Source organism: Sphingopyxis sp. GW247-27LB (assembly GCF_002277025.1).
In the GTDB taxonomy this organism is placed as follows: Bacteria; Pseudomonadota; Alphaproteobacteria; order Sphingomonadales; family Sphingomonadaceae; genus Sphingopyxis.
In genome coordinates, this window is the sequence record NZ_NIWD01000015.1 from 261224 (window position 1) to 273402 (window position 12179).

Annotated in this window: 12 protein-coding genes; 11 read left to right on the forward strand and 1 reads right to left on the reverse strand. The window is 66.5% G+C overall.

Annotated features, from left to right (window positions below; all coding sequences use genetic code 11):
• Positions 1 to 16 precede the first annotated feature (16 nt).
• The 10 genes from CD928_RS23925 (at position 17) to CD928_RS20375 (ending at position 10913) form a co-directional block, all read left to right on the forward strand.
• Positions 17 to 238 carry a helix-turn-helix domain-containing protein gene (locus CD928_RS23925; protein WP_255247286.1) on the forward strand — a complete coding sequence of 74 codons (222 nt, stop codon included), beginning with the start codon at positions 17 to 19 and terminating at the stop codon, positions 236 to 238.
• Positions 239 to 368: 130 nt separating this feature from the next.
• Complete coding sequence (locus CD928_RS20335; RefSeq protein ID WP_095388912.1) at positions 369 to 1046, forward strand: class I SAM-dependent methyltransferase; 678 nt, start codon at positions 369 to 371, stop codon at positions 1044 to 1046.
• A 156-nt stretch (positions 1047 to 1202) separates the two neighbouring features.
• Complete coding sequence (locus CD928_RS20340; protein WP_255247276.1) at positions 1203 to 3530, forward strand: heavy metal translocating P-type ATPase; 2328 nt, start codon at positions 1203 to 1205, stop codon at positions 3528 to 3530.
• A 55-nt stretch (positions 3531 to 3585) separates the two neighbouring features.
• Positions 3586 to 4044: a DUF4440 domain-containing protein gene (locus CD928_RS20345; protein WP_095388913.1), complete on the forward strand. Its 459-nt coding sequence runs from the start codon at positions 3586 to 3588 to the stop codon at positions 4042 to 4044.
• Positions 4045 to 4200: 156 nt separating this feature from the next.
• Positions 4201 to 4566, forward strand: coding sequence for a hypothetical protein (locus CD928_RS20350; RefSeq protein ID WP_095388914.1), 366 nt, complete (start codon positions 4201 to 4203; stop codon positions 4564 to 4566).
• Between the two features lie 65 nt (positions 4567 to 4631).
• Positions 4632 to 4898 carry a hypothetical protein gene (locus CD928_RS20355; RefSeq protein WP_095388915.1) on the forward strand — a complete coding sequence of 89 codons (267 nt, stop codon included), beginning with the start codon at positions 4632 to 4634 and terminating at the stop codon, positions 4896 to 4898.
• 66 nt (positions 4899 to 4964) lie between these two features.
• On the forward strand, positions 4965 to 6191 hold the full coding sequence (locus CD928_RS20360; protein ID WP_095388916.1) for a TolC family protein: 1227 nt from the start codon (positions 4965 to 4967) through the stop codon (positions 6189 to 6191).
• Positions 6188 to 7417 carry an efflux RND transporter periplasmic adaptor subunit gene (locus CD928_RS20365; protein WP_095388917.1) on the forward strand — a complete coding sequence of 410 codons (1230 nt, stop codon included), beginning with the start codon at positions 6188 to 6190 and terminating at the stop codon, positions 7415 to 7417. The genes CD928_RS20360 and CD928_RS20365 overlap by 4 nt, the downstream gene beginning before the upstream one ends.
• A complete protein-coding gene (locus CD928_RS20370; RefSeq protein ID WP_095388918.1) occupies positions 7414 to 10548 on the forward strand; it encodes an efflux RND transporter permease subunit in 3135 nt (1044 codons plus the stop codon). Before CD928_RS20365 ends, CD928_RS20370 begins: the two co-directional genes overlap by 4 nt.
• Entirely contained in the window at positions 10545 to 10913 is a 369-nt protein-coding gene (locus CD928_RS20375) for a copper-binding protein (RefSeq protein ID WP_011542714.1), read from the forward strand. Before CD928_RS20370 ends, CD928_RS20375 begins: the two co-directional genes overlap by 4 nt.
• Before the next feature lie 85 nt (positions 10914 to 10998).
• Here the strand turns inward: CD928_RS20375 and CD928_RS20380 are convergent, their stop codons facing one another.
• Positions 10999 to 11421 (reverse strand): helix-turn-helix domain-containing protein, encoded by a 423-nt coding sequence (locus CD928_RS20380; RefSeq protein ID WP_095388919.1) that lies wholly within the window; start codon positions 11419 to 11421, stop codon positions 10999 to 11001.
• 104 nt (positions 11422 to 11525) lie between these two features.
• Between CD928_RS20380 and CD928_RS20385 the strand changes: the two genes are divergently transcribed.
• Entirely contained in the window at positions 11526 to 12179 is a 654-nt protein-coding gene (locus CD928_RS20385) for a cation transporter (protein ID WP_095388920.1), read from the forward strand.

A 12179-nucleotide genomic window follows, 5' to 3' on the forward strand; every position in this document is an offset into this window, starting at 1 on the left:
TTCGCGCCTGCGCGAAATCGTCGGCCGGGACTTCGGCGTGCCGCCAGCGAAATTGTTGCAATGGCTCCAGCTTCAGCGGGCGCTGCGCGCGCTTGTCGGCGGCGGCGGCGGCCTCGCCGACGCGGCCGCGGCGGGCGGCTTTGCCGACCAGTCGCACTTCACCCGCCGCTGTGCGCAATGGCTCGGGGTGACGCCTTCGGCAGGCCTCGCGGCGTTCGCTTTCGAAATCGTCCCCTGAGCGGCGGCACCCGCAGCGCTGCCCCGGCGAAACGTTCAAGACCGGAGCCGTGACCGGCTTCTATGCGGCTTATCCATGCTGGCATCGGCGGCATAACGCAGCGAGTCAAGCAGCAGGGAGGAGTGGAACGATGCCCGAACCCGCAGGCGCTGACCGAAGCTACACGCCGGCGGCCGGCTATCATTTTCTGACGCCGCTCTATGATTTCGGCGTCGCCGTCACAACGCGCGAACGCCTGTGGCGTGACCATCTCGTTCACCATATGGCGCTAGCCAAGGGCGAGATCCTTCTCGATATCGGCTCGGGAACGGGGAATCTCGCGCTGGCGATTGCCCGGCGCACTGACGGCGTGCGCTATCTCGGCATCGACCCCGATGAGGCCGCGACGCGCATTGCCCGAACCAAGACGGCGCAGCTTGATCCCCTGCCTGAGTTTCGCGTCGGCTTTTTCTCGGCGCCAGCGGTCGCGGACTGGCCGCCCCCGTCGACGATCGCAATCTGTCTCGTCCTCCACCAGGTGGGAATGGAGGAAAAGGCCCGGCTGCTGCGCGAGGCCTGGCACAAGCTCGCCCCTGGCGGCGCGCTCTATATCGCCGACTATGGCGAACAGCGCAGCCGCCTGATGCGCTGTCTGTTCCGCTTGACGATCCAGCAGCTCGATGGTGTCCACGATACCCGGCCCAACGCCGATGGCTTGCTGCCAGTCCTCATGCGCGAAGCCGGTTTTGACGATATTCGCGAACTCGAGAATTTTCGGACGCCCACCGGCGCCATCGGCATTCTGCGCGCCAGAAAGCGCGTAGCCTGACGGCACCGCCAAGAAAATCCAAGGGGCAACGGCTTGCCTTGCGTATCGATAGGAGCGGCCTCATTCTGCTGCCGCAACGATGGCCACGGTCGGGAAGCCCGACCGGCAAGCCCGCGCGCGACCTTTCCCGGCCACGCCGAGGCAGCGACAGGAGCGATGGCGGTGCACGATCATCAGGACGCAGGAGAAGGCAGCGACAACACGACCGATCCGGTCTGCGGCATGACGGTCGACCCCGCGACCACGCCGCATGTCGCGACGCATGACGGCGCGCATCATTATTTCTGTAGCGCGGGCTGCCTCGCGAAATTCGAGGCCGACCCAGGGCGCTACATTACCGGGCGTGAGCCGACCGAGGCCAAAGCGGTCGAGGGCGCGATCTGGACCTGTCCGATGCATCCCGAGATCCAGCGCCCAGGGCCCGGAAGCTGTCCGATTTGCGGCATGGCGCTCGAGCCCCTCATGCCCGAGGCGACAAGCGGTCCGAGCGAAGAATATCGCGACATGCGGCGACGCTTCTGGGTCGGGCTCCTGCTCGCCCTTCCGGTTTTCGCGCTCGAGATGGGCGGCCATATGACGGGCCTTCACGAGATCCTCGGCCGCCAGACGAGCAACTGGATCCAGATGCTGCTCGCCACTCCGGTTGTGCTGTGGGCAGGCTGGCCCTTTTTCGAGCGAGCATGGCTCTCGATCCGTAACAAGAGCCTCAACATGTTCACCCTCATCGCGATGGGGACGGGCGTCGCCTGGGGCTACAGCATGATCGCGGCGCTCGCACCGCAGATTTTCCCGGACGCGTTCCGCGCGGCCGACGGGTCGGTCGCGGTCTATTTCGAGGCCGCGGCGGTCATCACGGTGTTGGTCCTGCTCGGACAGGTGCTCGAGCTGAGGGCGCGCGAGACGACAAGCGGAGCGATCCGCGCCCTTCTCGACCTGACGCCCAAGCTCGCGCGGCGCGTCCGGGGCGATGGAAGCGACGAAGAAGTCGCACTCGAGGCAGTTGCCGTCGGCGACGTGCTGCGCATCCGCCCGGGCGAGAAGGTTCCCGTCGACGGGGTCGTGCTCGAAGGCCGCGGCACGGTCGATGAGTCAATGGTCACGGGCGAATCGATGCCGGTCACCAAGGAAGCAGGCGCGGCGCTCATCGGCGGCACGATCAACCAGACCGGCGGGCTGCTGATGCGCAGCGAGAAGGTCGGCCGCGACACGATGCTGGCGCGCATCGTTCAGATGGTCGCCGATGCGCAGCGGAGCCGCGCACCGATCCAGCGGCTTGCCGATACGGTTTCGGGCTGGTTCGTACCCAGCGTCATCGTCGTCGCCGTCATCGCCTTCATCATCTGGTCGCTTGTCGGCCCTTCTCCCGCCATGGCCTATGGCCTGATCGCGGCGGTCTCGGTGCTGATCATCGCCTGCCCGTGCGCGCTCGGCCTTGCGACGCCCATGTCGATCATGGTCGGGGTCGGGCGCGGCGCCGAAGCCGGCGTGCTGATCAAGAATGCCGAAGCCCTCGAACGGATGGAGAAGGTCGATACGCTTGTCGTCGACAAGACTGGAACCCTGACCGAAGGCAGGCCCTCGGTCGTGGCGATCGAGGTCGCGGACGGATTTGATGAGACAGACCTCCTCCGGATCGCCGCCAGCCTCGAGCGCAGCAGCGAGCATCCGCTCGCGGCCGCGATCGTCAAGGCCGCCGAAGATCGGGGCCTCGCGCTCGTCGAGCCGTCGGGGGTCGACCAGCCGGTCGGCAAGGGCATCGTCGGGGCGGTCGACGACAAGGCCATCGTCCTCGGCAACGCCGGCTTCCTCGAAGAATATGATGTCGATCCCGGCGCGCTCGGCGAGGCGGCCGACCGGCTGCGTGCGGACGGCGCGACGGCGATCTACATCGCCGTCAACGGGACGGCGGCCGGCGTCATTGCGATCGCCGACCCGGTCAAGGAGACGACGGGTGCAGCGCTCGCGGCACTGCGCGACGCGGGAATCAGCGTCATCATGCTGACCGGCGACAATCGTGTTACCGCCGAGGCGATCGCCCGGCGGCTCGGCATCACCGATGTTGAGGCTGACGTCCTTCCCGACCAGAAGAGCGCCGTCGTGCAGCGGCTGCGCGAGCAGGGGCGGGTGGTCGCGATGGCGGGCGACGGGGTCAATGACGCCCCTGCGCTCGCCGCCGCCGATGTCGGGATCGCGATGGGTTCGGGAACCGACGTCGCCATCGAAAGCGCGGGCGTCACGCTGTTGCGCGGCGACCTTATGGGTATCGTGCGGGCACGGCACCTCAGCCATGCGACGATGGCGAACATCCGCCAGAATCTCTTTTTCGCCTTTGCCTATAATGTCGCGGGCATTCCGGTGGCGGCGGGCGTGCTCTACCCGGTCTTCGGGCTGCTGCTGTCGCCGATCATCGCCGCCGCCGCGATGGCGCTTTCCTCGGTCAGCGTCATCGCCAATTCGCTGCGCCTGCGGTTCGTGAAAATCTGATCAAAGCACTGCCGCAGCCTTTGGGTCGCGGCGATCACAAAAAGGGAGAATGAGGATGAGAGGTTTCACAATGGCGGCAATCGGGCTGGCGCTGGTCATGGCGATTCCCGCCCATGCTGCCGAGGCTCCGGATTATGAAACGGCGACCGCGACGCTGGCGCAATATAAGCAGGCGATCGAGAAGCGAGACCTGTCGGGCGTCGAAGCGCTGTTTGCGCCTGGCGCTCAGATCTTCGAGTCGGGCGGCATCGAGGGCAATTTTGCGCATTACCGCGACCATCATCTCGCGCCCGAGCTCAAGGCTTTCAAATCTTTCGCATTTCGCGACTATAAAGTCGCGGTGCGCGGCGAAGGCGAGGTCGCGATTGCCACAGAGACCTATTCCTACACGATCGTCCTCCCGAACGGCGAGACCATCGCGCGCGACGGCGTCGCGACGAGCGTCCTCAAATGGATGGGCGACAAATGGCAGATCATCAGCCTGCATAGCTCCTCGCGCAAGCCGAAGGCTTGAGCGCGTTGGCGGCGCGGGATACTGTTCGCGCCGCGGTCAGGACCGTGGGTCATAGAAGGTCGGGTTCGGATGTAACCGCGGCGGGCCTGTCGGCGAATAGGCCCGCAGTTCCAGTTTCGAATTGACGCCAAGTTTGACAAGGATCATGCTTCAACCGTGAAACGCTGGCTTTCCTTCCTGCTGCTTTTCGGAGCCGTACTGGGCCTTTTGGGCCAAGAGGCCGCGTTCGCGTCTGCTCCGGCAATCCCGGCGTCCGGCATGACGATCGCAGCGCCAGCGATGAGCGATGAATGCGCGGAAATGATGGGCATCGACAAATCCGGGGACGGCGTGCCCTGCAAGGGCCTGACGTTCGACTGCATCGCCAAGATGGGCTGTGCGCTCCCGCCCATCGTCGTATCGCCGCCAATGATGATAGCGGCAGCGACTCACGTGCCGGGCTTGCTCGATCCGCTTCCGATCCAGCGACTGGATGGCCGGACATTCGGCCCCGAGCCCGATCCACCGCTAATTCTCGGCTGAATTGCGCGACGCGCGCTGGCCCGTTCCGGCGCGCGTTTCCTGCCTTTTCAACTGAGGAATTCAACATGAAACCGTTTTTTGCCGTTGCCGCGTTCGCGGCAGCAACCCTTGCAGCTCCCGTTTTCGCTCAAGAGCAATCGGGCGGCCATTATGAATGGCAGACCCGCCAGGTGCCGGGACCGAACAAGTCCAATACCAACTCGCGATTCCGCGTCTGGGTCAAAGACAAGCCGGGACAGATGGCACATTGCGACTGCGACATGATGAAGGTGAGTCCGGCTGACTGCATGAAGAAAATGTCCGGCGACCATAAGATGCCCCCACAAGGGTGACGGTCTTTCCTCCCCGGCGTACATCCGCCGGGGAGGCATTCGTCCAGTCCACAACAGGGGGACATCATGCGCCTATTCTTTACGGCAGCCTTGCTCGCGCTGCCCACGGCCCTTCACGCCGAGCCGATGACGCTCGACACGGCGCTTGGGCTGGCAGCGACGCGCGCGCCGGAACTGCAAGCTCGCGAAGCCGGCATCGACGCCGCCCAATCGGCGGCGATCGCCGCCGACCGGCTGCCCGACCCGAAACTCAATATCGTCCTGCAGGACTTCCCGGTGACCGGGCCCGATGCGGGCCGGTTCAATCGCGACGATTTCACGATGCAGGTCATCGGCGTCAGCCAGGATTTTCCGAACCCCGCCAAGCGCCGCGCGCGCGCAACGCGCGCGCAGGCCGATATCGGAATCGCCCGCGCCGACGAGGCGGTCACTGCGCAGGACATCAGGCTCGCGACCGCGCTCGCCTGGGTCGATCTCTTCTACGCCAAGAAGCGCCTCAAGGAACTCGACCTGCTCGATACCGGCCTCGAAGACCTTCAAGCGACGGTGACCGCGCGGCTCGCCAGCGGCGCGGCGCGCCCGGCGCACGCGCTCGAGCCCGACCAGCTTCGCGCCGCGATCGCCGATCGCCGCAGCGCGCTCGCCGCCGAGATCGCCCGAGCCCGCGCACAGCTCGCCCGCTTTACCGGCGACCCCGCCGCCGATACGCTCGGCGATTTGCCGCCGCAGATGATCGACGAGCAAGGATTGCGCGCCGGGATCGACGCCCTGCCAAGGCTACGCGCGCTCGACGCCCGCGCGCTCGCGGCCGATGCCGAGACCGGTCTCGCGCGCGCCGACAAGCGCCCCGACTGGAGCGTCAATGCGGCCTATGGGCGGCGCGAACCCAATTTTGGCGACCTCGTCACGGTCGGGGTTACCGTCGACCTGCCCTTCTTCTCGAAGAAACGGCAGGACCCGAAGATTGCCGCGCGCGCCAGCGAAGCGGCGCGCGCGCGGCTCGACCGCGAGGCGGCCAAGCGCGACATCGCGGCGGCGCTCGACGCCGATCTCGCCGATCACCGCATGCATCATGAGCAGCTCGCCAATGCGCGCACGCGGCTCGTGCCGCTCGCGAAGAAGCGCGCCGAGCTCGATCTTGCAAGTTACGCCGCCGGAAAGCTCGACCTCGGGACCGCACTGCTGTCGACCCTCGCGCTCGCCGAGGCCGAAGTCGATGCGCTGGCGCGCGAAGCCGAGGTCGCGCGCGACGCGATCCGGATCAATTATGTTTATGGGGAGGCAGGTCGATGACCGATGCAACATCAGCGGCGCGTTGGCGCGCCGGAATATTGGCCGCGGTGCTGATCGCGGGCGGCGGCGGTTACTGGCTCGGACAGAGCGGCCAGGGCGATGCGCCAACCGAGGCGGCCGGCAGCGGCGGGCGCAAGATCCTCTATTATTATGATCCGATGTTCCCGAACCAGAAGTTCGACAAGCCCGGCAAGTCGCCCTTCATGGATATGCAGCTCGAGCCCAAATATGCCGACGACGGCAGCGGCATCGCACCGGGCGTGTCGGTCGATCCGGCCGCAAGGCAGAGCCTCGGCATAAGGGTGGTCGCGGCCGAAATGGGAAGCCTCGCGGCGACCTTCGACGTCAACGGCAGTATCGATTTCAACCAGCGCGACGTCGCGATCGTCCAGGCGCGCTCGGGCGGTTTCGTTGAGCGCGTCTATCGTCTCGCGCCGGGCGACGTGATCGGGTCCGGCACGCCAATCGCCGACCTGCAATTGCCCGAATGGGGCAGCGCCCAGACCGAATATCTGAGCGTCAAAAAGCTCGGCAAACCCGACCTCACCGCGGCGGCGCGGCTGCGGCTGCGGCTGATGGGCATGCCCGAAGGCGTGATAACCGAGGTCGACCGGACCGGGCGCACCGGCGGCAGACTGACGGTGCGCGCGCCGATCGGCGGGGTTGTCCAGACGCTCAATGCGCGCGCGGGTGTGACGCTCGCCGCCGGCCAGACCCTTGCCGAAATCTCGGGGCTCGGCACGGTATGGCTCAACGCCGCGCTTCCCGAGGCGCAAGCCGGACTCGTAAAGATCGGCCAGCGGGCGAGCGCGACCCTCACCGCCTTTCCCGGCGAAACATTCACCGGCAGGGTCATCGCCATCCTGCCGACCGCATCGGCCGACAGCCGGACGCTGACGGTGCGCGTCGAGCTCGCCAATCGCGGCGGGCGCCTCCGCCCCGGCATGTTCGCGGTGGTCGCGCTCGGCGGCGACGCCAAGCCTGCGCTGCTGGTGCCGAGCGAAGCGGTGATCCGCACCGGCACGCGCAGCATCGTGATGCTCGAAAAGGGCGACGGACGGTACCATCCCGCCGAGGTGGTCGCCGGACGCGAAGGCGGCGGCAAGACCGAGATATTGCAGGGTCTCGCTCCCGGCGAGAAGGTCGTCGCGTCGGGTCAGTTCCTGCTCGATTCCGAAGCGAGCCTGACCGGCCTCACCGTCCGCCCGCTGGAGGCGGCGCAATGATCGCGAAGATCATTCGCGCCTCGGTCGCGGCGCGCGGACTTGTCGTCGCGGCGGCACTGATCCTCACGTTGCTCGGGATCGCCGCGGTACGCACGACGCCGGTCGATGCCCTGCCCGACCTGTCGGACGTCCAGGTCATCATCCGCACGACTTATGCGGGCCAAGCGCCGCGGATCGTCGAGGACCAGGTCACCTACCCGATCACGACGACGATGCTCTCGGTGCCAGGCGCGCGTGTGGTCCGCGGCTATAGCTTCGTCGGCGACAGCTTCGTCTACGTGCTGTTCGACGACGGCACCGATCCCTATTGGGCGCGTAGCCGCGTGCTCGAATATCTGAGCCAGGTGCAAAGCCGTCTCCCCGAGGACGCACGCGCAAGCCTCGGCCCCGACGCGACCGGGGTCGGCTGGATCTATGAATATGCGCTGGTCGACAAGAGCGGCCGCCACGATCTTGCCGAGCTGCGCAGCCTCCAGGACTGGTTCCTGCGCTTCGAACTCAAGTCGGTTCCCGGCGTCGCCGAGGTCGCGAGCATCGGCGGCATGGTGCGCCAGTATCAGATCATCGTCGATCCGCAGAAGCTTGCCGCCTTCGACGTGACCGCAACCGAGGTGGCAGATGCCCTCAAGCGCGCCAACCAGGAGAGCGGCGGCGGCTCCCTCGAACTCGCCGAGGCCGAATATATCGTCCGCGCGAGCGGCTATCTGAAGTCGCTCGACGACTTCCGTTCGGTCCCCGTCCGCACCGCCGGCGGCGGACTCCCGGTGACGGTCGGCGATGTCGCGACGGTCCAGATCGGCCCCGACACAAGGCGCGGCATCGCCGAACTCAATGGCGAGGGCGAAGTTGCGGGCGGCGTGATCGTCATGCGCGAAGGCAAGAATGCCCGCGAGGTCATCGACGGCGTCCGCGCCAAGCTCGCCGAGCTCAAGCGCAGCCTGCCGCCCGGTGTCGAGATCGTCACCACCTATGATCGCTCGGGGCTGATCGACCGCGCGGTCGACAATCTGACCTCGAAGCTCGTCGAGGAGTTCATCATCGTCGGGCTCGTCTGCGCACTGTTCCTCTGGCACGCCCGGTCGGCGCTGGTCGCGATCCTGACCCTCCCGCTCGGCATCCTCATCGCCTTCATCGTCATGCGGCTGCAGGGGCTCAACGCCAATATATTGTCGCTCGGCGGCATCGCGATCGCGGTCGGCGCGATGGTCGATGCGGCCGTGGTGATGATCGAAAATGCCCACAAGCATCTCGAACATTGGGAACGCGATCATCCTGGCGAGGAGCTGAAAGGCGCCGTGCGCTGGCGCGTCATCACCGACGCCGCCGCAGAGGTCGGTCCGGCGCTGTTCCTCAGCCTCCTCATCATCACCTTCTCCTTCTTGCCGATCTTCACGCTCGAAGGCCAGGAAGGGCGGCTCTTCTCGCCGCTCGCCTTCACCAAAACCTATGCGATGGCGGCCGCCGCGATCCTCTCGATCACGCTCATCCCCGTGCTGATGGGCTGGCTGATCCGCGGAAAGATCCCCGCCGAACAGGCCAATCCGGTCAACCGCTGGCTGACCCGCATCTATCGCCCGGCACTCGACTGGGTGCTCGAACGGCCGAAAAAGGCGCTCCTCATCGCCGGCCTCGTCTTCGCCACCAGCCTCTGGCCGATGACCCAGATCGGCGGCGAGTTCATGCCGCAGATGCATGAGGGCGATCTCCTCTACATGCCCTCAGCGCTTCCCGGCATCTCAGCAGCGCGGGCGTCGAGCCTGCTCCAGCAGACCGATCGGCTGATCAAGACGGTGCCAGAGGTCGAAAGCGTGTTCGGCAAGGCCGGCCGCGCCGACAGTGCGACCGACCCCGCGCCCCTCGAGATGTTCGAGACGACGATCCGCTTCAAGCCGAAGGACCAGTGGCGCCCCGGCATGACCGAGGAGAAGCTGATCGAGGAGCTCGATGCGCGGGTCCGGGTTCCCGGGCTCGCCAATTTCTGGATTCCGCCGATCCGCAACCGGATCGACATGCTTGCGACCGGGATCAAAAGCCCGGTCGGCATCAAGGTCGCGGGCTCGGATCTTGCCGAGATCGACCGCACCGCGAAGCGCATCGAGGGCGTAGTCAGGACCGTCCCCGGCGTCGCCTCGGCGCTGGCCGAGCGCCTGACTGGCGGCCGTTATATCGACGTCGACATCGATCGCGCCGCCGCGGCGCGCTATGGTCTCAACGTCGCCGACGTGCAGGCGATCGTCGCGGGCGCGATCGGCGGCGAGACGATCGGCCAGACGGTCGAGGGGCTCGCGCGCTATCCGATCAGCGTCCGCTATCCACGCGAGCTGCGCGACAGCATCGGCAAGCTCGCGGCCCTTCCGATCCTGACGCCGTCGCGCCAGCAGATCACGCTCGGGACGGTGGCGAGCGTCAAGGTCAGCGACGGGCCGCCGATGCTGCGCAGCGAGAATGGCCGCCCGGTGACCTGGATCTATGTCGACAGCCGCGGCCGCGATTTGCAGGGTCTGGTGCACGACATCCAGCGGGCGATCGCGCGCGATGTCGAGCTGCCCCCCGGCGTCAGCATCTCCTACACCGGGCAGTTCGAGTTCCTCGTTCGTGCGACCGAGCGGATGAAGGTGGTCGTGCCGGTCACGCTCGCGATCATCTTCATCCTGCTCTACCTCACCTTCCGCCGCTGGGACGAGGCGCTGCTCATCATGGCGACCTTGCCCTTTGCACTCACCGGCGGGCTCTGGCTGCTCTATCTGCTCGGTTACAACCAGTCGGTCGCGAGCGCGGTCGGGTTCATCGCTCTCGCCGGCGTCGCCGCCGAGTTCGGGGTCGTCATGCTCATCTACCTCAAGCATGCGCTCGCCGATCGCGGCGATGGCGACATATTGGCCGCGGTTCGCGAGGGCGCGCTGCTTCGCGTCCGGCCGAAGGCGATGACCGTCGCGGTGATCCTCGCGGGCCTGTTCCCGATCCTCGTCGGGACCGGCACCGGCTCCGAAGTGATGAGCCGCATCGCCGCGCCGATGATCGGCGGCATGCTGACCGCGCCGCTGCTCTCGATGCTCATCATTCCCGCCGCCTATCTGCTGATGCGCAGGCGCGCGGCCCATCCCGTTCAACCCGAAGGAGAAATGACATGAAGAATTTGACCGCCATCGCACTGGGCATCGCGCTCAGCGCAGGACTTGCCGGCTGCGGCAAGCAGGGCGAAGCGCCGAAGACCGAAGAAAAGGCCGCGATGGCCGATGACGCCGGAACCATGGCGATGCCCGCCGAAACCAAACATGGCAAGGGCACGGCGACCGTGACCGCAATCGATAGCGCGAAGGGACAGGTCACGCTCGATCATGGCGCGATCGCCGAACTCGAATGGCCGCCGATGACGATGGGCTTCGCCGCAAAGCCCGAGCTGCTGAAGGACATCAAGGTCGGCGACAAGGTCGCGTTCGAGCTCGACTGGAACGGCAAGGCCGGGACGATCACCAAGCTCGACAAGGCGCCGTAAGATCCGCCGGCGCGCGCGGCGAAGCCAGTCGTCGCGCGCGCCAGCCCCTTCCTTCCCCGAACCCGGATGCGTCCGGTCGGATCGATCAATCGGTCTGGAGCGCGAGTTCGGTGCCCGCGATCGCCTCGATCACCCGGCATTCGGCGGCCCGGCCGCCCTCGCAGGAGGTCGCGACTTCGGTCAGCGCCGAGCGCAAGGTTTCGAGCCGCGCGATGCGGATGCCGATATCGGCAAGATGCGCGCGCGCGATCGCCGCGGCCGCGCCGCAATCGCGGTCGGGCTGATCCGAAAGCGCCAGCAGCGAGCGGATTTCGGGGATCGAAAAACCGAGCTGCCGGCCGTGGCGGACGAAGGCGAGCCGCCGAAGGTCGGCCGCATCATAGCTTCGCCGTCCCGAAGCGGTGCGCAGGGCTTCGGGCAGCAGCCCGATCTCTTCATAGAAGCGGATGGTGTTGACCTTGGTCCCGGTCTCCCGGGCAAGGTCGCCGATCGCGAGCCGCTTGGTCATATTATGCTTGATCCTCCAGTGACTGGAGGATGTATAGGCGCGCCCTGTACGAAGTTGAAGGCGGCAAAGCGAAGAGCGCGCCGCCACCATGGAGTGAAGACGCGATGGCGGAGGGATCCGAGAGCGGTGACGGCTGCGGATGCACGGGAGACCCGGTGCGCGCGGAAAAGGACCCCGCCTATCGCCGTGCCCTCTGGATCGTGGTTATCCTAAATCTCGGCTTCGGCGCTATCGAGATCGTCGGCGGATTCATCGCCAACAGCCAGGCGCTGAAGGCCGACTCGCTCGACTTCATCGGCGACGGCACGATCACGCTGGCCGGCCTCGTCGCGATCGGCTGGACGGCGCTCGCCCGCACCCGCATCGCTCTTGCCCAAGGCCTGTTCCTGCTGACGCTCGGGCTCGGCGTCATCGGCGTCGCGCTGTGGCGCGCCCTGACAGCGGTTCCGCCCGAAGCCGAGCTGATGGGCGGCATCGGCTTCGTTGCACTGCTCGTCAATCTCACCTCGGCGGCGGTCCTCTCGCGGTTTCGCGAAGGCGACGCCAATGTCCGCGCTGTTTGGCTGTTCAGCCGCAATGACGCGGTCGCTAATGTCGCGGTAATCATCGCTGCGGGCCTCGTCGCATGGACCGGCCAGGCCTGGCCCGACCTTGCAGTCGCCGCCATCATTGCAGCGCTTTTCCTTCATTCAGCCTATGAGATTCTGCGCAGTGCCCGGACCGAACTGCGCGAATTGTCGACTGTGACCGGGCAATAG

Bases quoted from the DNA above. Each gene is read 5' to 3' on its own strand.
- CD928_RS20360 (WP_095388916.1), top strand. From the start codon at position 4,965: ATGCGCCTATTCTTTACGGCAGCCTTGCTCGCGCTGCCCACGGCCCTT.
- CD928_RS20385 (WP_095388920.1), top strand. From the start codon at position 11,526: ATGGCGGAGGGATCCGAGAGCGGTGACGGCTGCGGATGCACGGGAGAC.
- CD928_RS20375 (WP_011542714.1), top strand. From the start codon at position 10,545: ATGAAGAATTTGACCGCCATCGCACTGGGCATCGCGCTCAGCGCAGGA.
- CD928_RS20365 (WP_095388917.1), top strand. From the start codon at position 6,188: ATGACCGATGCAACATCAGCGGCGCGTTGGCGCGCCGGAATATTGGCC.
- CD928_RS20335 (WP_095388912.1), top strand. From the start codon at position 369: ATGCCCGAACCCGCAGGCGCTGACCGAAGCTACACGCCGGCGGCCGGC.
- CD928_RS20345 (WP_095388913.1), top strand. From the start codon at position 3,586: ATGAGAGGTTTCACAATGGCGGCAATCGGGCTGGCGCTGGTCATGGCG.
- CD928_RS20355 (WP_095388915.1), top strand. From the start codon at position 4,632: ATGAAACCGTTTTTTGCCGTTGCCGCGTTCGCGGCAGCAACCCTTGCA.
- CD928_RS20370 (WP_095388918.1), top strand. From the start codon at position 7,414: ATGATCGCGAAGATCATTCGCGCCTCGGTCGCGGCGCGCGGACTTGTC.
- CD928_RS20380 (WP_095388919.1), bottom strand. From the start codon at position 11,421: ATGACCAAGCGGCTCGCGATCGGCGACCTTGCCCGGGAGACCGGGACC.
- CD928_RS20340 (WP_255247276.1), top strand. From the start codon at position 1,203: ATGGCGGTGCACGATCATCAGGACGCAGGAGAAGGCAGCGACAACACG.